The sequence below is a fragment of the Streptomyces sp. WI03-4A genome (genome assembly GCF_033792105.1).
In the GTDB taxonomy this organism is placed as follows: domain Bacteria; phylum Actinomycetota; class Actinomycetes; order Streptomycetales; family Streptomycetaceae; genus Streptomyces; species Streptomyces collinus_A.
The window spans coordinates 47,928-72,290 of record NZ_JARAUO010000027.1; the positions used below are offsets into that span (position 1 = coordinate 47,928).

18 protein-coding genes and 2 pseudogenes are annotated in these 24,363 nt (G+C 71.5%); 13 read left to right on the top strand and 7 right to left on the bottom strand.

Annotated features, from left to right (window positions below):
- Positions 1–208 precede the first annotated feature (208 nt).
- The gene (locus PV343_RS25100; RefSeq protein ID WP_319149217.1) at positions 209–1,039 is read left to right on the top strand and encodes a glutathione S-transferase C-terminal domain-containing protein; all 831 of its coding nucleotides are present in this window, start codon (positions 209–211) and stop codon (positions 1,037–1,039) included.
- Between the two features lie 195 nt (positions 1,040–1,234).
- Positions 1,235–3,019: a helix-turn-helix transcriptional regulator gene (locus tag PV343_RS25105; protein ID WP_319149218.1), complete on the top strand. Its 1,785-nt coding sequence runs from the start codon at positions 1,235–1,237 to the stop codon at positions 3,017–3,019.
- Between the two features lie 153 nt (positions 3,020–3,172).
- On the opposite strand, the gene PV343_RS25110 is transcribed toward PV343_RS25105, so the two are convergent.
- The gene (locus PV343_RS25110) at positions 3,173–5,785 is read right to left on the bottom strand and encodes a CHAT domain-containing protein (RefSeq protein WP_319149219.1); all 2,613 of its coding nucleotides are present in this window, start codon (positions 5,783–5,785) and stop codon (positions 3,173–3,175) included.
- 135 nt (positions 5,786–5,920) lie between these two features.
- On the opposite strand from PV343_RS25110, the gene PV343_RS25115 reads away from it, so the two are divergent.
- From PV343_RS25115 to PV343_RS25125, 3 genes are all read left to right on the top strand, one after another.
- Positions 5,921–7,348: a S8/S53 family peptidase gene (locus PV343_RS25115; protein ID WP_319149220.1), complete on the top strand. Its 1,428-nt coding sequence runs from the start codon at positions 5,921–5,923 to the stop codon at positions 7,346–7,348.
- A complete protein-coding gene (locus PV343_RS25120) occupies positions 7,345–7,983 on the top strand; it encodes an RNA polymerase sigma factor (protein WP_193384517.1) in 639 nt (212 codons plus the stop codon). The genes PV343_RS25115 and PV343_RS25120 overlap by 4 nt, the downstream gene beginning before the upstream one ends.
- A 194-nt stretch (positions 7,984–8,177) precedes the next feature.
- Positions 8,178–8,597, top strand: a complete 420-nt coding sequence (locus PV343_RS25125) for a hypothetical protein (protein WP_106960723.1) — start codon at positions 8,178–8,180, stop codon at positions 8,595–8,597.
- A gap of 7 nt (positions 8,598–8,604) precedes the next feature.
- Here the strand turns inward: PV343_RS25125 and PV343_RS25130 are convergent, their stop codons facing one another.
- A complete protein-coding gene (locus tag PV343_RS25130) occupies positions 8,605–9,885 on the bottom strand; it encodes a cytochrome P450 (RefSeq protein WP_319149221.1) in 1,281 nt (426 codons plus the stop codon).
- A gap of 321 nt (positions 9,886–10,206) precedes the next feature.
- On the opposite strand from PV343_RS25130, the gene PV343_RS25135 reads away from it, so the two are divergent.
- Positions 10,207–11,006, top strand: a protein-coding gene (locus PV343_RS25135; protein WP_319149269.1) for an IS5 family transposase whose coding sequence is annotated in 2 segments (ribosomal slippage) — positions 10,207–10,555 and positions 10,555–11,006 — 801 coding nt in all. Because the reading frame shifts where the segments join, the coding sequence is not laid out codon by codon here.
- Between the two features lie 7 nt (positions 11,007–11,013).
- Here the strand turns inward: PV343_RS25135 and PV343_RS25140 are convergent.
- Positions 11,014–11,355, bottom strand: a pseudogene (locus PV343_RS25140) (transposase); the annotation flags it as partial.
- Between the two features lie 636 nt (positions 11,356–11,991).
- Here PV343_RS25140 and PV343_RS25145 point away from each other — a divergent pair.
- The 4 genes from PV343_RS25145 to PV343_RS25160 all read left to right on the top strand — a co-directional run bounded on the left by PV343_RS25145 (position 11,992) and on the right by PV343_RS25160 (position 16,663).
- Complete coding sequence (locus PV343_RS25145; protein ID WP_319149222.1) at positions 11,992–12,828, top strand: enoyl-CoA hydratase/isomerase family protein; 837 nt, start codon at positions 11,992–11,994, stop codon at positions 12,826–12,828.
- Positions 12,829–13,788: 960 nt separating this feature from the next.
- Entirely contained in the window at positions 13,789–14,016 is a 228-nt protein-coding gene (locus PV343_RS25150) for a ferredoxin (RefSeq protein ID WP_319149223.1), read from the top strand.
- On the top strand, positions 14,006–15,400 hold the full coding sequence (locus PV343_RS25155) for an NAD(P)/FAD-dependent oxidoreductase (protein ID WP_319149224.1): 1,395 nt from the start codon (positions 14,006–14,008) through the stop codon (positions 15,398–15,400). Before PV343_RS25150 ends, PV343_RS25155 begins: the two co-directional genes overlap by 11 nt.
- A gap of 39 nt (positions 15,401–15,439) precedes the next feature.
- On the top strand, positions 15,440–16,663 hold the full coding sequence (locus PV343_RS25160; protein WP_093475986.1) for a cytochrome P450: 1,224 nt from the start codon (positions 15,440–15,442) through the stop codon (positions 16,661–16,663).
- Positions 16,664–16,703: 40 nt separating this feature from the next.
- Here the strand turns inward: PV343_RS25160 and PV343_RS40445 are convergent, their stop codons facing one another.
- On the bottom strand, positions 16,704–17,075 hold the full coding sequence (locus tag PV343_RS40445) for a hypothetical protein (RefSeq protein WP_401697035.1): 372 nt from the start codon (positions 17,073–17,075) through the stop codon (positions 16,704–16,706).
- A gap of 103 nt (positions 17,076–17,178) precedes the next feature.
- On the bottom strand, positions 17,179–17,802 hold the full coding sequence (locus PV343_RS25165) for a DJ-1/PfpI family protein (RefSeq protein WP_319149225.1): 624 nt from the start codon (positions 17,800–17,802) through the stop codon (positions 17,179–17,181).
- Positions 17,803–17,891: 89 nt separating this feature from the next.
- Between PV343_RS25165 and PV343_RS25170 the strand changes: the two genes are divergently transcribed.
- From PV343_RS25170 to PV343_RS25180, 3 genes are all read left to right on the top strand, one after another.
- Positions 17,892–19,229, top strand: a complete 1,338-nt coding sequence (locus tag PV343_RS25170; RefSeq protein WP_319149226.1) for a PLP-dependent aminotransferase family protein — start codon at positions 17,892–17,894, stop codon at positions 19,227–19,229.
- A gap of 577 nt (positions 19,230–19,806) precedes the next feature.
- Positions 19,807–20,760, top strand: coding sequence for an alpha/beta hydrolase (locus tag PV343_RS25175; RefSeq protein ID WP_319149227.1), 954 nt, complete (start codon positions 19,807–19,809; stop codon positions 20,758–20,760).
- A gap of 159 nt (positions 20,761–20,919) precedes the next feature.
- On the top strand, positions 20,920–22,878 hold the full coding sequence (locus PV343_RS25180; protein ID WP_319149228.1) for a glycoside hydrolase family 15 protein: 1,959 nt from the start codon (positions 20,920–20,922) through the stop codon (positions 22,876–22,878).
- Positions 22,879–23,110: 232 nt separating this feature from the next.
- Here PV343_RS25180 and PV343_RS25185 read toward each other — a convergent pair.
- Both PV343_RS25185 and PV343_RS25190 read right to left on the bottom strand, forming a co-directional pair.
- Positions 23,111–23,512, bottom strand: a pseudogene (locus PV343_RS25185) (IS30 family transposase); the annotation flags it as partial.
- Positions 23,513–23,525: 13 nt separating this feature from the next.
- Entirely contained in the window at positions 23,526–24,317 is a 792-nt protein-coding gene (locus PV343_RS25190; protein WP_319149229.1) for an N-formylglutamate amidohydrolase, read from the bottom strand.
- Positions 24,318–24,363: the final 46 nt, after the last annotated feature.

Genomic DNA, 24,363 nt, shown 5'->3' on the forward strand with positions numbered 1-24,363 from the left:
GTCGACCGTGTGCGGTCGCCTGTCGCCTGTCGCCTGTCGCCTGTCGCCTGTCGCCTGTCGCCTGTCGACCGTCTGCGGTCGTGTGTCGACTGTCGACCGTCACCCGTCGTTCGTCGTCTGTCGATTGCCGGCTGTCGCCCGTCGACGAACGCCTTCCGCCGCGCAACCGCCCGCGCATCCGTTCGCGCGCACGCACCAGGGGAGTCGCATGTCCATCGCTTCGCTCGCCACCGTCCCGGTCACGCCCTGCACCGCCGCCCCGCGTACCGCCGCCCGCCGTGCCACGCCCGCGTTCCGGGGCCGGATCGGCCAGGACGCGCGCAGCGGCCACTACGCGGTGCCGCACCGCTACCGGCTCCACCTGTCCACCGGCTGCGCCGACGGGCTGCGCCTCGCCGTCGGCCACAGCCTGCTGGGTCTCGACGCGGTCTGTCCGGTGGTCTTCCTGCCGGCGCTGCCGGACCGCCCCGACGGCGGCCATTCGGCCCTGCGCCCGCTGTACGAGGCGAGCGCCCACCACTGGACCGAGCCCGCTCTCGCGCCGGTGCTCAGCGACGACTGGACCGGACGTATCGTCAGCAACCACGCCCCGGACATCCTGCGCGACCTGGACCGTTTCCCGCGCGACGGCCGGCTCTCCCTGTACCCGTGCGGTGCGGAGAGCCGCATCGACGCCGTCGAACGGCTCTGTGCCGAGGGCGTCCTCGAGGCCGCGCGGTGCGCCGGACGGCCCGGCGCCGATCCCGTCGAGCGCGCGACCGCCGTGGACGTGCTGCTGGACACGCTGGGCAGGCTGGAGCGGCACCTGGCGGGGGAGGAGTACGCCGTAGACGGGCGGCTCACCGCCGCCGACGTCGAACTGTGGGTGGCCCTGGTGCGGTTGCACACCGTGCACCGCCACCACTTGGACGCCTCCGCCGCACGCCGGGTCGCCGGCCATCCGGTGCTGTGGGCCCACGTCCGCCGGCTGACCGACCTGCCCGCCTTCGGCGGCCACCTCGACCCGGACAGCGTCGACAGTCCGGCCGCCGGCATCTGAAACCCGCCGCCGAGGGCTCGCTTTGTGGTCGAGGGGACGCCATCCCTCCCCCGAAGGCTACGTCCCCTCGACCGCTCCCCCGGTCGCCCGACTGGCTCGGACCGTCAGAGTGCCGTGTCGTGCCCCCGGAACGCCTGAGTCGGGGGCTACTCAAGTCGCCCTGTATCAAACCTGAGTAGGCGTGCTCCAGTTGTCGTGACGATTTACGAACAGGACGCGAAGACGCTGGAGCTGCCCTGGCCGTTCACCGGCCGGGAGACCGAACTGGAGCTCGTGCGGCGGTCGTCGGCCGCCGGCCGCCCCGGCGTCGTGGTGACCGGTCCGGTGGGCTGCGGCAAGACCCGGCTGATCACGGAGGCGGTCCGGGGCACGGACTGCGTCCGGGTCACCGGGACGCCGGAGAGCCGCGGTCTGCCCTTCGCCGCCTTCGCGCACCTGCTGCCCGGCACCGTCTCGCTGCACCGGGCGGTCCATCTCCTGTCCGGGGTGCGACTGCTGGTGGTCGACGACGCCCATCTGCTCGACGAGGCGTCCGCCGCCCTGGTCCACCAGCTCGCCGCGCACGGATCCACCCGCCTGGTCGTGGCCGTCACGGACGGCGTGCCGGTACCGGGCGCGGTCTCCCGGCTGTGGACCGGGGAACTGCTGCCCCGCGTCGCGCTGGAGCCGCTGCCCCGTGAGGACACCGGCCGGCTGCTCGCCACGGCCGGCCTGGAACCGCTCACCACGGGCCGGCTGCACCGGATGTGCCGGGGCGATCTGCGGCTGCTGCGCGACCTCGTGGCGGCGCTGCGCCGCTCCGGCGGGCTCACCCGCGTCCCCGAGTGCGACGAGTGGGCGTGGCGTGGACCTGTGCCGGTGACCGCGACCGTCCGCGACCGTCTCGCGCCCGTGCTGGACCGCGCCGGCGCCGGGGAGCGCGAGACGCTCGACCGGCTCGCCTTCGCCGAGCCCCTGCCGCTCGCGTGGGACGAGCTCGACCTGGAGGTCCTCGAACGCCTGGAGGCGGACGGTCTGATCCATGTCGACGACCTCGGCTCCGTCACCCTCGCGCACCCGCTGCACGGGCCCGCCCTGCGCGCCACCGCCGGCCGCCTGCGGTCCCTGCGGCTGACCGGCGCACCGGACCGGTGCGGTCCCGCGCTGGCGGCGGAGCGGACGGCGCTGGAGCGCGGGCTGGCCCGGCAGGACGTGCGGGGCGTGCCGACGCCGGTGGGGGACTGGCTGTTGTCCGAGGGGCTGCCGGTCCCCGCCGGGTACGCGGTCGTACGCGCCAGGTACTCCCGGCTGCGCGGCGAGCTGCGCGAGGCGGCGGCATGGGCCAGGGAAGGGCTGCGGGCGGCCCCGGATGACGCCCGCTGCGCCGACGAACTCGACTTAGTGACCGCACAGTTGGGCGAGTCGAAGGGAACGGACGGCTGGGCCGCCGCGGCCCGCGGTGACATCGGGGGCGCCCCGGCCGGGCTCACCGGGGACGACGTGCTCGCGTGCTACGACGCCGTACGCCTCGGCAGGCCCGAGCTGGCCGCCGGACGGCTGCCGGCCGGCGGGGTGTTCGCCCGGCACGCCGAGGCGCTCGCCCGGGGCGACGGACCGGCCCTCGACCGGGCCGCCGGGGCCCTGGCGGAGCGCGGCTTCCTGCTGTTCGCGGCCGAGGCGCACGCCCAGGCCGTCCGCGCGCACCGCGATCCGCGCGCCGCGCGCCTCTCCCGCACCCGCGCGGTCGCGCTGGCCCGCCGCTGCCAGGGCGCCCGCACCCCCGCGCTGGCCGGGCTCGTCCTGGGCGAACTCACCGCGCGGCAGCGTCAGATCGTCGCCCTCGCCGCCGCGGGACTCAGCAACCGGGAGATCGCCGACAAGCTGACCCTGTCCGTACGCACCGTCGGCAACCACCTCTACAGCGCGTACACCCGCCTGGGCGCGAGCGACCGAGGCGCCCTGCCCTGGCTCACGGACCTCCCGGAGTCCGAACCGGCGTGAGCGCACGGGCCTCGGCGCGCCGGGCCCGGCGGGGGCCGAACCGGCGTTGAGCCACACGGGCCCGAGGGGGGCGGCCCGTACCGATACCGCGTGGTGGCGGACGCCGACCTCAGCGGGCCGAGCACGGGCCGCCACCTCACGGCCGTACCGTCCTCACGCCGCGCCGAACGCCGCGAAGGCCCAGCCCGTCGCCTGGTGGACCGGGTCGGCGGGCTGGGCGGCGCGGGCGTCGCGCAGGGCCTCGGCCAGGGAGAGGCCCGCGTCGAGGCCCTTGTGCAGGGCGAGCATCAGCGGGACCACCGCGGCGTCGTTGACCGGCGCGCTGCTCGCCACCACCCCGGCGGTGCCCAGCGGCAGCAACGCGGTGACCAGGCCGAGGAGTTCGTCGGCGCCGACCGAGGCGAGGCGGGCGGTGTCGCAGCTGGACAGGATGATCCGGTACGGGCTGCGGGCCAGGCGCTCGAAGTCGTGCACGATCAGCGGCCCGTCGGCCATGCGCAGGGCCGAGAACAGCGGGCTGTCGGCGCGGAACGTGCCGTGGGCGGCCAGATGGGCCAGGGCCGCGCCGTCCAGTTCGGCGAGCACCCGGGGCGCCTGCGCCGCCTCGCCCTCCAGTACGGTCGCCGTGCCGTACCGGTCGGCCAGTTCGGACACTTCGGCGCCGCCCGTGGCGAGGCCAGGTCCGCGCACCAGGACGTGCCGGCCACCGGCCGGCGGTTCGGTCTCCCGGGCCCGCAGCCAGCTCCCCGCCGACGGCGACACGCTGAGCACCCGCTCCCGCAGCGCGGGCAGCAGCGCCCACGGCACCCGGTGCAGCGCCCCCGGCGGCACGATCACCACCGGCCCCGCCCCCAGATGCGGCACGGCACCGCCCAGCAACAGCTCCTGGAGGCGCCGGCCCGCCGCCTCCACCAGCGGCAGCCGCGCCTCGCCCCCGGGGTGGGCGAGCCGCCGCAGCCCGGCCTGCACGTGCTCGGCCTCGGCCACCGCCTCGGCGAGCGACCCGCCCGCGAACCGCCGTACCCGCCCCTGACCGCACAGCAGGACGTGCACCCGGCCGTCCACGACGGCGAGTTCGGCCAGCCGGGCCGGGCCGAGCCGGTCCAGCAGGCGGCCCGCGTCGAAGCGGTCGCCGCCGCCGGGCGCGCCCCCGCGGATGTGGTGGGTGCGGGACCGGATGTCCCGCTCCAGCCTGCGCTGTTCGCGCTCCAGGGCGGGCACCGGGCGGCCCTCCCTGCGGGCCTCCTCCGCGCGGGCCGCGATCTCCCGGAAGGCGGTGAGGCCGGCGAGCAGCGCCGGGTCGGCGGGCGGCCGCGCGGGCGGCGCGGACAGCACGGTCGCCCGCCAGCGCTCGCTCCACTCCAGCAGCCGCCGCGCACCGCCGTGCGCGAGGCTCGCCTCCTGGGCGAGCGCGGCCAGTTCGGCGCCCTGCGCGGTGGCGCGGGCCCGCAGTTCGGAGGCGCCGAGCGTCATCCGGTGGTCGTCGAGGACGTCGAGGCCCCGCCGGCAGGCCTCCAGCACCCCGCGCCCGGAGCCGGCCGCCCGCGCCCGCAGAGCCTGTGCGGCCCAGCCGGTGACCCGGGCGGTCGGCGGACCGCCGTGCCGGCCGCGCGCGGCCGCCGTCAGGTGCCGCTCCGCGTCCGCCGTGCGGCCCAGCGCCAGCGCGACCCGGCCGGCCAGCAGCGACGCCTCGGGCGCGGCCGGCGAGCCGAACGAGGCCAGCCGTTCCGCGACCGCCGCCGCGTCCGCCACCAGCCGCCCGGACCCGTTCCCGGCCGCCGCACGCGCCTCGATGAGCACCAGCCGGGCATGGGCGGCCCACCAGGCCCGCCGCTGCGCCGCGAACAGCCGTACGGCGTCGGCGGCGCGGGCGATCGCGGTGTCCGGGTCCCCGGCCGAACGGGCGGCCCGCGCGGCGGCGAGCAGCAACTCGGCCTTGCGGGTGGACTGTCCGCCGATCCGGTCGAGCAGCGCGATCGCCGTGTCCGCCTCGGCCAGCGCCTCCGGGGCGAGACCCGCGGCCATCAGCACCTCGCAGCGCCGGATGGACAGCATGAAGGTGGGCGTGCCGAGCTTGCCGTACCGCTCCTCGGCCTCGTCCAGCAGCCGCAGGGCCACCGGGATGTCCCCGGAGCGGAACGCGGCGAGGCCGCGGCTCTCCACCGCGTCCGCCTTGTCGTGTTCCTGGCCGGTGGTCTCCCACAGCCGTTCCGCCGCGGTGAAGTCGGCGACCGCGCGGTCCACCGCGCCCAGCGCCAGGTGCACGGTGGCCCGCAGGGTCAGCGCCCGCGCGGTCCAGATGTCGTCGCGGACCTGTCGCAGCACCGGTAGGGCACGCCGTACGTCCTCCAGCGCCTCCCGGTGGCGCCCCAGCACCCACCACACGTAGGCCCGCCGGTACAGCACGCGTGCCCTGGTGTGTCCGCTGCCCCGGGCGACCCCCTGTTCGAACGACGCGAGGCCCTGGCGCGTGCGCCCCGCGTGCACCAGTGCGACCCCCAGCGTGGCGAGCACGTCCGCCTCCCGCTCGGCCGACTCGGCGCGCGCGGCCAGGTCCCGGGCCCGCCGCAGATGCCGCAGGGCGATCCGCAGATCGCCGAAGTCCCGCTGCCAGATGCCGAGCACCTGATGGGCGACGCTGGCGTGCAGCGGCGACGGATCGGTGTGCAGCACCAGATCCGCGCGTGCCCGTGCCTCGCCGGGATCGGCGAACACCATCGGCAGCAGTTCGAGGACCGACTCGCTTCCCGCTGTCACCCCTCGCATGGTAGTGGCCTGCGGGAAACCGTCACACGGCCGTCCCCTTCCGCTTTCCGCTGTACCGCGCCTGCCCGGGGGCTGTATCAATCGGTCGTCCGGCGACTCTCACTCTCGGACACCGTCTCAGGGGGAGGACACTTCATGGCACCTCAGCGATTCCACGAGCAGTTCCGCCACATCCAGCGTTCGATGCCCGATGTGGCCCTGGCCATGGGGCCGGACGACGACGGCCACTTCCTCTACGAGAAGGGCGTCGTCCTCGCCCGCGACGGCGCGGAGGCCCGCGTGGTCGAGGACACCGTGCGCGCCCACTTCACCGAGACCCGGGGGCTGGTCCCCGACCACGTGCGCCGCACCGGGCCGGAGACCAACCGCTCCGGTATCACCCGGATCCGGGTCGGCGACCCCGCCGAGGGCGACGACGGCGTCCCGCACGCCCTGCGCGCGCTCACCGAGGCGGAGGGCCGCCGGGGTCACCGGCTGGTCAGCCGCAACCACGTCGTGCACATCGCCCCCGTCAACGCCTGCCCGGGCGACGAGCCCCTGCCCGCGCCGCGCGGCGAGCCGGCCAACCCGGCCCCGGAGGAGGGCCGTCACGACCCGGACACCGCCGTCGGCGTCCTCGTCGTCGACACCGGCCTGGTGCACGACCACGGGGCCTACCCGCTCCTCGCGCACACCACGGGCGACCCGCAGGTGAGCGAGACCGACGCCGACGGCCTGCTGCGCCAGTACGTCGGCCACGGCACGTTCATCGCCGGGATCGTCGCGGCCGTGGCGCCCAACACCGACATCACCGTGCGGGGCACGCTCAACGACGTCGGCGCCATCCTGGAGTCGGAGTTCGGCGGCAAGCTGTTCGAGGCCGTCGAGCTGGGCGGCTGGCCCGACATCATCAGCCTCTCCGCCGGCACCTCCACCGAGTCCGCCGTCGGCCTGCTCGGGCTCGACGCGTTCATGCGCGAACTCCGCGAGCAGCGCACCCTGCTGGTGGCCGCCGCCGGCAACAACGGCAGCGACACCCCGTTCTGGCCGGCCGCCTACGCCTCGCTGCCGGAGTACGCGGACAGCGTGCTCTCGGTCGGCGCGCTGCGCGGGGACGGCGCCTCCGAGGCGTGCTTCAGCAACCACGGCCCCTGGGTCGGGGTGTACGCCCCCGGCGAGCGCCTCACCAGCGCCCTCACCGGCTTCGACGCGCCGGTGCCGTACGTCTACCAGCATTCCACTTACGACGCCTGCCGGTTCGGTCTCGGCTACGCCTGCACCTGCCGGTTCCCGCGCCACACGGGCGTGCTGAGCGACACCGGCGAGAGCGGCACGGCCAAGCCCGACCAGGTGATGTTCGACGGCCTCGCGCAGTGGAGCGGCACCTCCTTCGCCACCCCGGCGGCCGCCGCCCTGGTGGCCGCCCACATGACGGCGCACAAGGAGCGCGATCCGCGCGCGGCGCGCAGGCAACTCCTCGCCTCGCTCACCGAGTACGCCGATGTGCGCGGGGCGCACGTCCCGGCGCTCCGGCCGCCCACCTGGCGCCCGGTTCCCGTCGCGATGCCGGCGCGGTCCGCATGAGGTCCGGAACCCTCCTCTCCACGGCGTACGATGACGTGCCGTACACGAGGGGTGGAGCCGTGGACCGAACAGAGGTCGGCGCGCTGGTCCGGTCCGCCGTCGACGGCGACGCCGCGGCCTGGAAGGCGCTGGTGGAAGGCATGAGTCCGCTGGTGTGGTCGGTCGTGCGCGCGCACCGGCTGTCGGACGCCGACGGGCACGAGGTCTACCAGACCGTGTGGTTCCGCTTCGCCCAGCACCTGGGCCGGCTGCGCGAGCCCGACAAGGCGGGTGCCTGGCTGGCCAGTACGGCCCGGCACGAGTGCCTGAAGGTGCTCAAGGGACTGACCCGGCTGACGCTGACCGACGATCCGCTGGTGCTCGACCGTGCCAGCGAGGAGCGCACGCCGGAACAGTCGCTGATCGATGCCGAGGAGGAGGCCGACCAGGCGGAACGGGTCCGCCGGCTGTGGCAGGAGTTCGAGGAACTCGGTGAGCGGTGCAGGCAGTTGCTGCGCGTGCTGATCGCCTCGCCCCCGCCCAGCTATCTGGAGGTCTCGGCCGCGCTCGGCATCGCCGTCGGCAGTATCGGGCCGCTGCGCCAGCGCTGTCTGCGCCGGCTGCGGGCCCGGATGGACGCACGGGGGACGGTGTGAGCGGCATGGACGGCAACGGACGGCCCGACGAGGGCTTCGGCGAGGGTGCCGGCGGCGGCTTCGGCGAGAAATTCGACGAGGGCTTCGAGCCGGGCATCGACGCGGGCCCCGGCCAGGGCATCGACGCGGGCCTCGGCCAAGGCCCCGGCGGGGATCGCGATCAGGTCCCCGGTGAGGACGGGTTCGACGGCGACCTGCTGGAGGCGGAACTGCGCCGGGCGGCCGCCGAGCTGGACCCGGTCCCGGTCGAGCTGCGCCAACTGGCGCTTGAGGCCTACGCGTTGCACGACCTCGACGCCCGGATCGCCGAGCTGACCTTCGATTCGCTCGTGGACGCCCTGCCGGTCAGGGGAGTGCCGGACGCCCCGCGGATGCTGACCTTCCGGGCGGGCGGCCTTTCGGTGGACGTGGAGGTGACCGAGGAGGGCCTGATCGGCCAGGTGCTGCCGCCGCAGTCGGCGCGCATCGAGGTGCTGGGCGGGCCGCAGACGGTCCGGCCGGTCCCGGTCGACACCCTGGGGCGTTTCACCAGCGACCACGCGCCGACCGGCCCGTTCGCGCTCCGGCTGCGGGCCGGCGGCGAGGTGATCGTCACGGAGTGGCTGCGGGCGTGAGCCCCGGTCACCAGGTGACGGGCAGGGTCAGCGGTCCGCGGATCATCGTCTTGTGCCGCCAGCGCACGTCCTCGGCCGGCACCGCGAGCCGCAGCTTCGGCAGCCGGTCGAGCACCGTGTCCACCAGCAGCTCGGCCTGCAGCCGGGCGAGGACGGCTCCCGTGCAGTGGTGCGGTCCGTTGCCGAAGGCCAGGTGCGGACACGCGGGGCGGTCGGGGTCGATGCGGTCCGGGTCGGGGAAGACGTCCGGATCGCGGTTGGCGGCGAGGTAGGAGACGTACACCGGCTCGCCCGCCGCGATCCGGTGCCCGGCTACTTCCACGTCCTCCAGCGCGATCCGCGCGAGGCCGACGGTGCTGCGGTGCGGGATGTGGCGCAGCAGCTCGTCCAGCACAGGACCGCGCTCCAGCGGGCGGTCCCGCATCCGCTCCATCAGGTCCGGGTGGGTCAGCAGCAGGAACAGCATCTGCCCGCAGTTGTGGGTGACGGCCTCCCCGCCGATCTGCAGCGGCCCGGCGAGCCCGACGGCCTCCTCCTCGCTGATCTCCCCGCGCGCCACGGCGGCGCCGAGCAGCGCGTACACGTCGTCGCCGGTGCTGTGGGCCCGGTCCCGGACCATCGTGCCGATCCAGTCGTACAGACCGGTCTTCGCCCGGCCGGCGGCCTCGGCGCCGCCCGCCGTGGAGGTGATCTGCCGGGTCCAGCCGTGCACCCGCGCGCGGTCGGCGGGCGGCACGCCCATCACCTCGCTGACGACCGTGAGCGGGAACGGCTCCAGCACCCGCTCCACCAGGTCCGCGGGCGGCCCGTCCGCCACGACCCCGTCGACCAGGGCGTCCAGGATCTCCTGCGCGCGGGGTCGCAGCCGCTTCATCGCGCTCACCGTGAAGGCCCCGGCGACCGGCTTGCGCAGCCGGTTGTGCTCGGGCTGGTCGGCCCAGGCGAGCGAGCCGGGGCGGGGCGCGAAGTTCGGGGCGAGCCGGGTCACCTGACGACGGGTGACCTCGGTACGGCTGAAGCGAGGATCGTTGGTGATCAGCCTGACGTCCTCGTACCGCGTGGCCAGCCAGGCCCAGCCCTCGCCGAACGGCAGCCGGATCCGGGTCAGCGGGCCCTCGCGCATCAGAGCGGCGAGGACCGGGTCGAACTCCGTGCCGTCCAGGTCCGGCGGCGGCCAGTCCCGCACGGGCGGCGGGGTGTGGCCGGGGAGGACGATCTCCTCGGCCGGGCCCGCCACCCGCACGGGCGAGGGTGCCGGTCCGGTCAGCGTGCTGGTGTCCTCGGTCATGAGCACCACCCTCGTACGCGCCTCTGCGCCTGTCCTGCCGGAGTGCTCCAGCCGGAGGGCCGCACGGGGGGCCATGGCCCGCGGCCCGCTCGGCGGTCACGGGCGGGTGTGCCCCGCGGGGGACTTCGCCTCGGCGCCCTGCACGGCCGCCCAGGTTCGGTGCCCCGCTCGGCGGGTACGGGCCGACGTGCCCCGCTCGGCGGCCGTGGCCAGGCGGTGACCGCGGTGGGGGCACCGAGGCGTGGCCCCTCCCTTCGCGGAGCGCCGGCGCACCTTAGAGATCATCTCATTTGGCTGGGTAAGCAGCTGGTCGTGTCGAGGATCGTTGAGCGGCTGGTGCCGGACGAGTTGTGGGAGCTGCTCCAGCGGGTGGTGCCGGAGGCGCCGTCGCGACCTCAGGGTGGTGGCCGGCGTCGGCACGGCGACCGTGAGGTGCTGGCAGCGATCGTGTTCGTGGCGACGTCGGGTTGCACGTGGCAGCAGTTGCCGGCCGCCTCGTTCGGGCCGTCCGGCGCGACGGCTCACCGGCGGTTCACCGAGTGGACGAAGGCCCGCGTGTGGGCCAAGCTGCACCGCCTGGTGCTCGACGAACTCGGCTCCCGCGGCGACCTGGACTGGTCTCGCTGCGCGATCGACTCGGTGAACATGCGGGCCCTGAAAAGGGGGAGCTGACAGGTCCGAATCCGGTGGATCGGGGCAAGTACGGCTCAAAGATCCACCTGATCACCGAGCCGACCGGTCTGCCCCTGCCTGTCGGCATCTCCGGCGCCGACGTTCACGACAGCCAGGCCCTGATCCCGCTCGTGAAGGGCATACCGCCGATCCGATCCCGGCGAGGCCCCCGACGGCGCAAGCCCGAGAAACTGCACGCCGACAAGGGATACGACTACTCCCACCTGCGGCGATGGTTATCCCAGCGGGGCATCCGGCACCGCATAGCCCGAAAAGGAGTCGAGACCCCACAGCGGCTCGGCCGGCACCGGTGGACCATCGAACGCACCATGGCATGGCTCGCTGGATGCCGTCGCCTCCACCGTCGCTACGAGCGCAAAGCCGAGCACTTCCTCGCCTTCACGAGCCTCGCCTGCACCCTCATCTGCTACCGCCGGCTCGCCAAATGAGATGACTTCTTAGGGCCCGGATGTGCGAGCCGTCCACGGCGCAGTCGTCCAGGTCCAGCAGGTCGGCGCGGCGCAGCTCGTTCAGCAGGGCGGCGTGCAGGCGGGGCCAGATGCCGGCCTCGGTCCAGTCCCGCAGCCGGCGCCAGGCCGTCACCCCGGAGCAGCCCACAGTCTCTGCGGGGACGTCACGCCAGGCGACACCGGTCCGCAGCATGTATAGGACGCCGGCGAGTGCCGCTCGGTCGGGAACACGCAATCGCCCCGGATGGCGGCGGCGCCGCTCGGGAGCGGGCGGCAGCAGCGAAGCCACCCACTCGCACAAGTCGTCAGGAACAAGATCAGCACGCACTCCGGACACACCCTGCCAACCAAGATCACTGAGCACCAGACCCGCAGCTCAACCCATTCTGAAACGATCAGTTAGGGTCTCGGTCACCGTGGGGTCGGGGGGCAGCGACGGGCACGCCGTCCCGCATCTATCGATACCGGCGGGTCTGTGCCACACCGGCCGTTAACGGCAGGTTCTGGGGCGGTGCGATCCGCGGACGCCACACTGCCCGCCACCGTCGCGCCGACCTATCCGCTCGCCCCCCGGACCCGGCTCGGACTATCTGGACGAGGACGACCGGTCCACGAGCCGGCTCACCCAGAGCAATCGGGTGAAATCGGTACGGCAGTCGGTGTAACCGCTTCTGCGAGAGGCCTGGCAGGCACTCGAATGTCACACAAGCACTCGATGCCCGAAGTCAGTGTCGACGAACGTTCACTCACACCCCCGCCGCTGATGCTCATCGCCGAGCCTCAGGGCACCACCGGTGCGGACGCTGCTGAGTTCCAAGCAGGGGGCGATGCAGATCAGTACGTCTCGTGCCTTTGCAGGCAGGCGCTTCAAGCCGCAATAGGGCAGTTCGAGACATGCCCCGTACTGCCCTGAAGTGGTTCCAGTAGAACTCCGCCTCGCAACACCCCCACCAAAGGAAAGATCATGAGCTTCGCCTACTCGTCGATCCGGACCCGAGAGGAGGCCGGTGTCCTGTTCGCCACCCTCGACTCCGGCCCCCTCAACCTCATCGGTGTCGACCTCGTCCGTGACCTCGTCTCACTCGTCGACGCGCTGTACACCGACCCGGGCGACGTGCGGGTCGTCGTCATCGACAGCGCCTCACCCGAATTCTTCTCGGCACACGTGGACCTCACGGCGATCCCGCAGTACACCGCAGAAGCCGCCAAGGCCGGCGGCCCTGGTGACGCCTCGCTCGGCATGTTCCTGTACAAGCTGGCGCACGTCCCGGTGATCACCATCGCCAAGGTGCGCGGCCGGGCCCGCGGCGGCGGCGACGAACTGGCCCTGGCCTGCGACATGATTTTCGCCGCGCGTGAGAACGCCGTCTTCGCGCAGTTCGAGTCCGGCACCGGCGCCCTGCCCGGCGCCGGCGGAATCCAGCACCTGACCCGGCGACTGGGCAGAACACGCGCCATCGAAGCCATCACCGGCGCCGACGACTTCGACGCCGACCTCGCAGAGCGCTACGGCTGGATCAACCGAGCTCTGCCCGACGCCGAACTGGACGGCTTCGTCGAGCGCCTGGCCAAGCGCATCGCCGGATTCCCACCCGCAGGGGTGAAGGCCGCGAAGCGGGCGATCAATGACCTCACGCTGCCACACCCGGCGAACGTCCGCTCCGACTCCGCCACGTTCCTCAGCCTGGTTGCAATGCCCGAAAGCCGTGAGCGCCTGGACTACCTCACGAACCGGGGCCTCCAGACGCCCGGTGAGCTGGAACGCGACCTCGGCAAGGCAGTGGCGGAGTTCCCCAGTTGATGGCACCAGCCGCGCTAACCCATCTCTGGACCCGGGCGATTGCTGGCCAAGGACGGAGCCGGTCATACCCTGCCGAGCAGCCGCAGATGCGCTGACGGCCTCTCACCGAGAAGGGCCGGCCGGGGAGGTCGTGCCGGCCGTGAAGGGGGCCTACGGTACTGCCCCGGGGGAGGACCGCTCGGCAGGTGAGGGATGTCGGTGCTCCCATCGGGATGGGCGATCACGGGTGGGGGCCAGCCAAGGCTATGGTGCAGGACTGCGCGAGCGGGTCGTAGACCGCGTCCGCCCGTGCTGTCCGTGCTGTGGGTGCTGTCCGTGCTGTAGGTGATCCGTGGACGGCCGGTGCGGACGCGATCGGCACGCGCGCGGACCGGGACCGGGCCGCAGTGCGAAAGCGTCGTAGGGCCGGGGCGGATGCCAACGCGCTCGGCCGGTCCCGAGGCGGGCAACCAGCGGTTCGGAGGACTCGACGGCTCTGCTCCCACGATCATCCCCGTCTCTCTGGGGCGTGGACATTACCATCTATGGAAACAGCCCGTGGCGCCTTGGCCCGCATGACACCGGTCAGCCGTAGTGGGGCGTCCGAAGCCGTCGTCAGCAGATGAGGGTGCAGCCCGCAGGGTCGCGGTGTTCGTGGCCGTTGTGCCACACGTCCACCCGGCATTCCTGGACGGATTACGGGCTGAGGCGACGAGGTCGAGGTAGTCCTCCCAGGGCGGGCCGAAGCGTGGGCCGGAGTCGAGGGAAGACCGATGCGGCCGCGCAGCGCGCGCCGCTTGCCCGGCTCGAGTGTTCCACGCCGTGGCCGGCGTGTCGGTGCCCCTACCGTGTCACCTCGCGTTGCGAGGCACCTCTGCAGGGGCTGATCCTGAGAGGGAGGCACGCCAACCCACCGTATTGGCCAGCGCAGGCGGCCGTGGGCTTCTGGCCATGGCGGCCCGCGCAGGGAGCGGGTTCCTGATGAGGCTTGTCGTTGATCTCAATCGGTGTCAGGCGTACGCGCAGTGCGTCTTTCTCGCCCCAGAGGTCTTCGCCCTGCACGGCGATGAGGGGCTGCTGTTCTCGCCCCGCTTCGACGAGGGGCTGCGCGACCGGGTGGAGCAGGCCGTAGCCGCCTGCCCGGTCCAGGCCATCCTCGTCGACTGCTCCGACGAACCGACGAAGGGGGTGCAACCCCGTGTCGGCTGACACCGATGTCGCGGCCCTGCGCCGGGAAGGCCGGATCGTCGTCGTGGGTGCGTCCCTGGCGGGCCTGCGTGCCGCGGAGACACTGCGTGAGCAGGGCTTCACCGGATCACTGACCGTAATCGGTGACGAACCGTATGAGCCCTACGATCGGCCGCCGCTGTCCAAGCAGGTGCTGCTGGGGCGGGCGCAGGCTGAGGACACGCAACTCCCTCGGCGGCGTGACGTCGACGCCACATGGCGTCTGGGTGTCGCCGCCGAGAGACTGGACAGGAACGCCAAGCAGGTACGCCTGGCGAACGGAGGCACCGTCGGCTACGACCGTCTGCTGATCGCTACCGGAACCAGGGCACGCCCCTGGTTCCATCCCGAACAGGCCGATCTGGACGGGGTGTTCGTGCTGCGAGCCCGTGACGACTCCGCACGCCTGAACCGGAGACTGACTGGTGGCCCCGCGCGGGTACTGGTGATCGGCGCCGGCTTCACGGGTTGTGAAGTCGCTTCCGCCTGCCGGGAGCTGGGCGTCGACGTGACGGTCGCCGAACGCGGCCCGGCGCCCTTGGTGGGCGCGCTCGGGGGTGTGATAGGCGCGGTCGCGGACCGAATGCAGCGCAGGAACGGGGTCGACCTGCGCTGCGGCGTCAGTGTCACCGCCCTGGAGGGGGACGAATCCGGCCGGCTCAGCCGCGCTTACCTGTCCGACGGCACGGCGATCGACGTCCAGGTGGCGGTCGTCTCGCTCGGTGCCCTGCGGAACACCGAATGGCTGGCCGGATCGGGGGTGGCCGCGGGACCGCGGGGAATCGCGTGCGACGCCGGCTGCCGGGTGTTCGATGTCAACGGCATCGTCACCGACGACATCTACGCCGCCGGGGACGTCGCACGCAGCCCGCACCCGCTGTTCGACTACCAGTTCCTGTCGCTGGAGCACTGGGGCAACGCCGTCGAGCAGGCGGAGATCGCGGCCCACAACATGATCTGCGCAGGTCCTGAACGCCGCCCGCACCTATGGTTGCCGATGTTCTGGTCCACCCAGTTCTCCACCAACATCAAGTCCGTGGGCATTCCCTCGATGGGCGACCAGATGGTCATCACCCAGGGGACGCTCGCAGAGGAACGGTTCGTCGCCGTGTACGGCTACCGGGGCCGGGTCATCGCCGCGGCGTCCTTCGACAGCGCGCGATGGCTGGGTTTCTACGAGGAGCAGATCGCCGCCGCAGCGCCCTTCCCCCCGGACTATCGCCTGGTTGACCGCCGCACCAGCACCCTGCCCGTCATCGACCCCGACTTCCCCGACCCCCACCTGCCCACCCACGCGCCCACCGTAAAGCTCACGGGCCACTCCCCCAGTGAGCGGCGAGTCAACTTCGTTCCGTCGCACGCGTGATCACCGGCCCCGCACCGTCCCATGGTCCAGGAGGCACCCATGACGTCCGGCAGCATCTCCGCGCAGATCCTCGACTATGCCAGCCGAGCCGATCCGTACCCGCTCTACGCGGAGCTGCGCAAGACACCGGTGCTGCGGGAGGACGACGGCACCTACCTGGTCAGCAGCTACCACGCGGTGCGCAGCCTGGCCAACGACCCGCGGCTGAGCCAGGACCCCCGCAACCGCCCGCCCGGCTACGCCGGCCCCGGCCACTCAGAGGATGACTCCGGCCTGCCGCCGAGCTTCATCCTCACCGACCCGCCCGAACACGACCGGCTGCGCGCCACCGCCAACCGGCCCTTCGGTCCCCCGCACAGCCCCAGGTTCCTCGACGGCCTGCGCGGCGAACTCGCCGCGGTCGTCACCACCCTGCTCGACGCCTTCGATGGCAAGAACGAGGTCGACATCGTCGAGGACTTCGCCTATCCGCTGCCCGTCACCGCCATCTGCAAGGTGCTCGGCGTGCCCCGCGAGGACGAACCGCGCTTCTACGGCTGGGCCGACGCCGTGGCCTCCGGCATCGATCCTCAGCACGGAGGCCTCGCCGCGGAGGAGTACCAGCGTGCACGCAAGGAGTTGGGCGCCTACCTGGCCGACCTGATCGATACCAAACGCCGCCACCCGGGACCCGGCATCCTCAGCGCGCTCGCCCCCGACACCGGTCCTGGTGGCAGCATGACACCGGCGGACCTCGTGGCCACCGCGATCCTGCTGCTGGTCGCCGGCCACGAGACCACCGTCAACCTGATCACCAACACCACCCTCACCCTGCTGCGCCACCCTGACGTCCTTGAGCGCTTCCGCAATGAGCCGAATCTGACGGTCCCCCTCGTCGAGGAAGTGCTGCGCTTCGAGCCGCCCGTCCAGTTCGTCCCGATCAACGTCACACTGGCCGACATCGACATCGACGGCGTCACGATCCCCAAGGGATCTCCCGTTTGGCTCATGATCGCCGCGGCCAACCGCGACCCCAACCGTTTTGAGGACCCCGACCGCTTCGTACCCGACCGCAAGGACAACGAGCACCTGGGCTTCTATACCGGAATCCACTACTGCTTCGGCGCCCCGCTCGCGCGGATCGAGGCAAGCCTCGCCCTGCCGGAACTGTTCCGCCGCGTGAAGAACTTCCGGCTACTGGAGGATCCCCCGCCGTACCGCACCAACGCCGTCCTGCGCGGCCCGCGCCACCTGCCCGTAGCCATCGAAAGCTTCAGCGCCTGAGCATGGCACCGCGGAGGCGGTCAGTGCGGGAGGAGCCGGGTCACCACTCCCGTGCCGGCGGCACGGCCGTGGTGCCGGAAGGCGGACGACCGGCCCTCCTCCAGCACCTCTTCCCCTGATGTGGGGAATGACCCGATGAACCCCGCTGAAGCGGCTCAGTCACTGGGCGTGTACCGCGGTGGGCAGCCCGCCGCGGTACGGAACGGCGGAGAGCACCGGCACAGCCTTCCGCGGGCAGGTCGAGCAGTTCGGCGACCCGACGTGCGCTGTCCTCAGGAAGGGGGTGTTGTCCGAACAATGCCGCGGTGGTCCACACCAGCGGCCGGCCGATCGCGTCGGCCAACTGCTGCCGCGTGAGGCCCTTGGCCAGTCTGCCGGCAACGACCGCAGCCGTTACCTCGTCCCGGTTCATGCGCAGTCCTTCCCCGAGAGTCCGGCGGGGGTGCGGGCCGCGGCGGCCGGCCGGGCTTCCGGAGGCGCGGCTTCCTGGTCGGCCGCAGCTCGCGGCTGGTGGGTCAGGCGAGCGCCGGGGCAGGAGCGGGCAGGTACGGGGTGATGTTGCGCCAGGCGCGCTCGATGTATTCCTCCTTCTCGCCGACCGGGGCGACGTAGTGCAGCGCGCCTTCGGCGGCGTCCCGGCCGCGGAGGCGGGTGATGATCCAGGCGGCGAGGTAGTGCGAGGCCAGGCAGCCGCCGGCCGTGGCGATGTTGTCCTTGGCGTAGAAGGGCTGGTTGAGGACCTCGACGCCGGCGGCGACGACCCACGGCTTGGTGATCAGGTCGGTGCAGGCGGGGATGCCGCCCAGCAGGCCGAGCCTGGCCAGCACGAGCGCGCCGGAGCACTGCGCCGCGATGAGCTGCCGCGAGGGGTCCAGGCCGCGCAGGATGTTCATGATCGCCGGGTCTTCGGTGACCTCGCGGGTGGCGATGCCGCTGCCGACGATGACGGCGTCGGCGGCGCACGCCTCCTCAAGGGTGGACATCTGCTCGATGACCACCCCGTTCATCGACGTCACCTTGGGGCTGGGGGTGGCGATCGTGACACGCCAGTCGTCGCTCTTGATGCGGTTGAGCACACCGAGCGCGATCAGGGAGTCGAGCTCGTTGTAGCCCTCGAAGGTGAGGATGGCGATGTGCACGACGGCTGTCCTTTCCGGATGAGTAGGACTCGACGGTAAGAACCCGCGAGCATTACAGTCAAAGAATTGTCATGGATACAATTCGGTGCATGGCAGCCTCGCGATACAAGAAGCTGGTCGACACGCTCGCGGCCGACATCCGGACCGGGCGGCTCGCCTCCGGGGTGCGGCTGCCGACCCACCGCGCTCTCGCCGCCCGCGAGGGCATCGCCGTGGTGACCGCGACCCGGGTGTACGCCGAACTGGAGGCGATGGGCCTGGTGAGCCGGGAACAGGGCCGTGGCACGTTCGTGCGGGACATCGCGGTCCCCGCCGATCAGGGCATCGATCAGCAGGCCGTCGCCACGGACGCGGTCGACCTCAACTTCAACTACCCCTCGCTGCCCGGCCAGGCCGACCTCCTGCGCCAGGCCCTGCGAGAGGTGGCCACCTCCGGCGATCTCGACTCTCTGCTGCGCTACCAGCCGCACCGGGGGCGCCCCCAGGACAGAGCCTCCATCGCACGACACCTCACACGCCGGGCGATCAGCACCGACGCAGATCAGATCCTCATCACGAACGGCGCCCAGCAGGGCCTGGCCATCGCCGTCATGGCCATGCTGAGCGCCGGCGATGTCGTCGCGGCCGACGCACTCACCTACCCCGGTTTCAAGGTGCTCGCGCACTCCTTCCACCTCGACCTGGAGCCCATCCCCACCACCCCCGACGGGCCGGACCTCGACGCCCTGGAGGAACTGTGCGCGACCCGCCCGGTCCGTGCGATCTACACCATGCCAACCCTCCACAACCCCCTGGGCTGGGTCATGTCGGCGACCGACCGCACCCGCCTGATCAGGATCGCCCGACAGTACGGTCCGCTCATCATCGAAGACGCCTCGTACGCCTACCTGGCCGAAGACCCTCCACCGCCTCTGGCCGCAACCGCACCGGACATCACCCTCTACGTCTCAGGACTGTCCAAGAGCATCGCCACCGGCCTGCGGGTCGGCTTCGTCCTCGCCCCACCGGTCACCATTCCGTCCCTCGAACGCGCCATCCGCGCGACCACCTGGAACACTCCCGCCCTCACCACCGCCATCGCCTGCCGCTGGCTCGACGACGGCACCGTGAACCGTCTGGAAGCGCAGAAACGGGACGACGCCAAGACGCGCCAGGCAATCGCAAGACAAGAGCTGGCGGGCCTCCCGCTCATCAGCCACCCCTCGTCCTACTTCACCTGGCTGCCACTGCCCGACGACGCACGCGCCGACCGCCTCACCGCCACCCTCGCGCGCCAGCTCATCTCGGTCACCACGGCAGAGCCGTTCACCACCTCGAGACACACACCACAGGCGCTCCGCCTCGCCCTCGGGTCGACCGACCTGGACAGTCTCCGATCGACGCTGCGCACGGTGCGCCGCGTCGCCATCGAGGACGCCTACGCCTGAGCTTCTTCACTCTCGGAGGGCAGGTCATCCAAGGCGCCAACACCTGACGGCGGGTCACATGCGCTCAGAGTAGCGGGTCCTCCATGTTGCACGGCCCGGGTGTGAGCCGTAACCGATGAGGCAGAACTCTTCTTCGGCCAGCCGCGACACGCTGTCATAGGGTCGGCGCAAGAGACGCGGAGGGACCAGCGTGTAGCCCAGATCGCCAAGAGCGGACTCGATCCGGATGCGGAGCACGAGTCGACACCGCCGGCGAGCAGCGCAGTGCGGGTGGCGATCCGGTCCCGGAGCCGGACTGGGAGGCCGGGAAACAGGCAACGGCGCGCCCGATCAGCAGGAAGCACGAAGCAACGGCAGCGGCGCACCGGATCCGGCCTCCTGGCCACGCGGCATGCCCGTCGGCGTGGATGGACGACTCGCACTGGGGCCCGCCTGGCTAACCCCATGTGTTGTGGCCTTCACGCCGTGTTCCGCGGTTGCATCGGTGCGTTGCCGAGAGACGATGGGAGAGGGTGGGAGCAGCCGCACATACCGCTACGTCTGAGGCAGGAGGCGCGTTGTGCCCGATTCTCGATCTGTGACAACCCCCGTCTTGGAACCCTCTGCCCGAGAGCTGACGGAGGCCACATCACCGCACCCACGCATCTACGAAGTTCCGCCGGAGAACGGCCGCGAGATCCTCGATGGCCTCCAGGAGGGGAAGGGGGTGGCCAAGCCCGCGGTCGACGAGGATTGGGTGACCATCGACGCGGGGCAGTACGGCGACGTCCGCACACGCATCATCCGCCCCCAAGGATCGATGAAAACCCTCCCGGTGATCCTGTACATACACGGCGCCGGATGGGTGTTCGGCGATGAGAAGACGCATGACCGGCTGATCCGCGAACTGGCGGTGGGAGTGGACGCCGCGGTGGTCTTCCCCGTCTACGACAGGGCCCCCGAGGCGAAGTACCCGACTCAGATCGAGCAGAACTACGCGGTCGGGAAGTGGATCCTCCAAAACGGCGGGGAACAGAACCTCGACGCCTCGCGGATAGCGGTCTGCGGCGACTCGGTGGGCGGCAACATGTCGGCGGTCCTCGCACTGATGGCCAAGGAGCGTGGAGATATCCAACTGGCTGCCCAAGTGCTGCTGTACCCCGTCACCGACGCCGACTTCGACACTCCGTCCTACCAGCAGTTCGCCGACGGCTACTACCTCACTCGCGACGGGATGAAGTGGTTCTGGGACGCCTACACCACGGACCCCCAGCAGCGGAGCGAAATCTATGCCTCGCCGCTGCGAGCCGACATCGAACAGCTCCGCGGTCTTCCCACCGCGTTGGTCATCACCGACGAGGCCGACGTCCTGCGCGACGAAGGCGAGGCCTACGCGGCCAAGCTCCGCGCAGCGGGAGTAGACGTCACCGCGGTCCGAGTGCTGGGAATGGTCCACGACTTCCTGATGCTCGACAGCCTCCGTGACTCCAAGGCCACAACGGTCGCCCGCACACTCGCCATCGAGGCACTGCAACAAGCACTGCGCCCTTGAAGCGTCGGGTGGCAGCCCCGCGCGCGTCGGCGCCGGCGGTGAGCAGGGCGTAGGCCGGGCTGGTGCTGCTGCGTGGAGGAGTTGTGCGTCGGCGTAGGGCAGGTACCGCCGTCCGGGGCAAGGCCCCTGCCGGCGCCAGACGCAATGGGAAGAGGCCCCATGAGCGAACCCCCGCTGATTGAAGACCACGGACTCATTGGTGACTTGCAGACGGCCGCATTGGTGTCCACCGAGGGGACGATCGACTGGTTCTGCAGCCCGCGATTCGACTCGCCAAGCGTCTTCGGAGCACTACTCGACAGCGAGAACGGCGGTCACTGGACGATCGCCCCCCAAGCGCGGACATACGCGACGAAGCAGCTCTACTACCCGGACACCTGTGTGCTGCTCACCAGATTCATGACCGAGCAAGGCGTCGGATCAGTCGTTGATTTCATGCCGCCCGCTTCGCCGCGCAATCCGACGAACAAGCACCGGCTGGTCCGCATGCTGCGGTGCACGCGCGGTGAGATCTCGTTCGACATCGTCGTCGCTCCTCGGTTCGACTATGCACGACAACCGCACGAGGTCACCTCGTCCATGGGCGGCTGGCATTTTGCCAGCCGAGGTGCAGAGGCGACCGTACATGTGGTGGATGCGCTCGACGATGAGTGTGCAGGCGACCGGAGGACGCGCGGAGGTGCCGCGGTCATGACCGTCAGCCTGCGGGCCGGCATGACCCGCGGCCTGGTGTTGGAGACGTTCGCTGACGGTCCGCCACGCATGGTTCCCCCTGAGGAATGCGAGCGGCTGCTGGAGGGCACGATTGCCTTCTGGCACGGATGGCTGGCTCATTGCCGCTACACCGGGCGGTGGCGGGAGACGGTCAACCGCTCGGCCATGACGCTCAAGCTCATGACGTACGCCCCGTCCGGGGCCATGATCGCGGCTCCGACCACCAGCCTGCCGGAACAGGTCGGCGGCGAGCGCAATTGGGACTACCGCTACGCGTGGGTGCGCGATGCCTCCTTGTCCCTGCACGCCTTGCTCGGGCTGGGATTCACCGAGGAGGCCGTGGCGTTCACCGAGTGGCTGGGCGATCGCGTTCAGGGATACACCGGGCCGGGCAAGCACCCTCTGAAGGTCATGTACCGCATCGACGGCTCTTCCGACCTGGAGGAGCAGACCCTGGGGCACTGGGCAGGCTATCGGCACTCTGGTCCGGTGCGGGTCGGCAACGGTGCAGCTGACCAGCTGCAGCTCGACATCTACGGATCGGCACTGGAGTGCCTCCATTTTGCTGACCAACAGGGATTGCAAACAACCTGCCGTATCTGGCAGGCACTGATCGACACGGTGGACTGGGTGTGTGAGAACTGGGACCGTCGCGAAGCCGGTATTTGGGAAACGAGGGGCGGCGACAAAGACTTCACTTATGGACGGCTCATGAGCTGGACCGCGCTGGATCGGGCCATCCGCATGGCCACCCGGAGCGGCCGCCCCGCTGAGATGCAGCGGTGGACCAAGGAGCGCGACGCGATCTACTGGCAGATCCTGCAACGAGGGTGGAGTCCGCGACGCGCTGCGTTCACTCAGTACTTGGGCAGCGACGTTCTGGACTCCGCGCTCTTGCGGATGCCCGCCGTAGGATTCATCCCTCCGCAGGATGCACGGTGGCTCTCCACACTGACGGCCATCAAGCAGGATCTTGTCTCCGACGGCCTCGTGTACCGGTACGACCCCGCTGCCTCTCCTGACGGCCTGCTCGGTTCCGAAGGCACCTTCTCAGCGTGTACTTTCTGGTATGTCGAAGCATTGGCTCGTGCCGGCCATCTGAAGGAAGGCAGACTCGTCTTCGAGAAGATGCTGACTTACGCCAACCATCTCGGTCTCTATTCTGAAGAGATCGGACTGACCGGTGAGCAACTCGGCAACTTCCCACAAGCGTTGACCCACCTCGCCCTCGTTACCGCCGCACTGAGTCTGGACGCCCATCTCGATGCCGCCAGGCCGGGCTTCCCTCCGACTTCTCCGGTCCCTGTTCCCTATCTCTACGCTCAACCGATGGCAATGGCGGCCGGAGGCCCACCGCTCACGCCGAGCACCCCATATCCGTCGGACCATGTCATCCGGAGGTGAGCACACAGTTCGGGACCGCCGACCAGCGATCAGCTGTGGCTGCATCCGCCGGACCGGGGCAGACAGCCTCGTTCGGTGGCGGGCCGGCGGCAGTGCGAAATCCAGGCTGCCCCGTGGCGGCGACGGCGGTTGGCGATGGTGGTGGTCAGGGCCTCGACCGCATCCACGGTCGCGGTGCTCAGGCCCACGACGCGGCCGATCGTGGCATTGCCGGGGCCCTCGGACATCTCGGTCAGCAGGCCGGAGCGCGCGATGAAGGAGTCAAAGACGGATCGCAGTGCTCCTGGGGCCACGGTCTCGGCTCCCGCTGCGCCGCGGGCCAGGGCTGCGAGGTGTTCGTGCAGCGGAGACGCTTGTGCGCTGCCAGTTCCATGCCGCGATCCCAGGTCAGCGTGCCGCGTAGCCGGGAGTCCATGCGGGTGTATGTCTCGGCCAGAGCTGGAACGACCACGTTGGTGTGGCGGCTGGCGAGTTTCACGACCGTGAGGAACCGCGTCTTGCGGTCGACCAGTGTGGCGACCTGGCTGTTGTCCGAGCCGATCACCAGATCGCCTTCCAGGTGCCCAGGCTCGCTGCGGTCCTCCGCGGCCTGGGGCCGCTCCTCGATCGGCCGAGCATCGGTGATCTGTGAGCGCCATTGCCCCTTTTTAGACGGCGGCCACCAGTTCGGCCAGGGCGGTGGCGAGCTGGTCCAGGCCGGGGCCGGCCGGGCCGCCGGGCTCCGTCATGTAGGTGTCCCGGCGTATCTCCACCATCAGCGCGCTCACCCGCCGGTCCCGGCCGTAGTACTCCAGCGGCACGTAGGTCCCGCTGAACGGGCTGTCCAGCCCGGTCGCGCCGCACGCGGAGAACGCCTTACGGGCCGCCTCCCGCAGGTCCGGCGGGGTGTGGAAGGCGTCCGTGCCCACGCACACGGGCGGCCGCGGCCCGGACCCGTGCAGCTCGTAGGGCAGCGCCCGGGTCGGGTAGGAGTGGACGTCGATCACCACGGCCCGCCCGGTCGCGGCGAGCCGCCCGGCCACCGCCTCCGTCATGGCCCGGGCGTACGGCCGGAAGTACCGCTCGACCAGCGGCCCGGGATCGGTGTCCGCCGCCCGCAGCTCGTCCCGGTGCGTGGTGCGCGTGTACACGGCCCCCATCCCGACGGCGAGCATCTCCTCCCGCTCGTCCGGGAACCGCTCCGGGTCGACCACCAGCCGCGAGAGCCGGTTGACGAACCGCCAGGGCCGCAGGCCGGCCAGCGCGGCCGCCCGCTCCGCGATCTCGGCGGTGTGCGCGTCGGTGATGTGGTCCAGCTCCCGCTCGAGCCCGGCGTCGTCCAGCACGATCCCCGCGCGTACGTCCGCGGGTATCGCCCGCGCCGAGTGCGGCACGTGCAGCAGTACGGGGGAGCGGTCGTCCCCGGGCAGGAGTTCGAACGACACGGCGGACTCGGTCACGGGCTGCTCCAGGGCGAGGGGGTGAGGGGCGAGGGACGACAAGACA

Coding starts and splice junctions, on each gene's coding strand:
- PV343_RS25180 (WP_319149228.1), top strand. CDS start 20,920: ATGAGCGAACCCCCGCTGATTGAAGACCACGGACTCATTGGTGACTTG.
- PV343_RS40445 (WP_401697035.1), bottom strand. CDS start 17,075: ATGAACCGGGACGAGGTAACGGCTGCGGTCGTTGCCGGCAGACTGGCC.
- PV343_RS25110 (WP_319149219.1), bottom strand. CDS start 5,785: ATGCGAGGGGTGACAGCGGGAAGCGAGTCGGTCCTCGAACTGCTGCCG.
- PV343_RS25150 (WP_319149223.1), top strand. CDS start 13,789: ATGAGGCTTGTCGTTGATCTCAATCGGTGTCAGGCGTACGCGCAGTGC.
- PV343_RS25130 (WP_319149221.1), bottom strand. CDS start 9,885: ATGACCGAGGACACCAGCACGCTGACCGGACCGGCACCCTCGCCCGTG.
- PV343_RS25160 (WP_093475986.1), top strand. CDS start 15,440: ATGACGTCCGGCAGCATCTCCGCGCAGATCCTCGACTATGCCAGCCGA.
- PV343_RS25120 (WP_193384517.1), top strand. CDS start 7,345: ATGAGGTCCGGAACCCTCCTCTCCACGGCGTACGATGACGTGCCGTAC.
- PV343_RS25100 (WP_319149217.1), top strand. CDS start 209: ATGTCCATCGCTTCGCTCGCCACCGTCCCGGTCACGCCCTGCACCGCC.
- PV343_RS25145 (WP_319149222.1), top strand. CDS start 11,992: ATGAGCTTCGCCTACTCGTCGATCCGGACCCGAGAGGAGGCCGGTGTC.
- PV343_RS25115 (WP_319149220.1), top strand. CDS start 5,921: ATGGCACCTCAGCGATTCCACGAGCAGTTCCGCCACATCCAGCGTTCG.
- PV343_RS25170 (WP_319149226.1), top strand. CDS start 17,892: ATGGCAGCCTCGCGATACAAGAAGCTGGTCGACACGCTCGCGGCCGAC.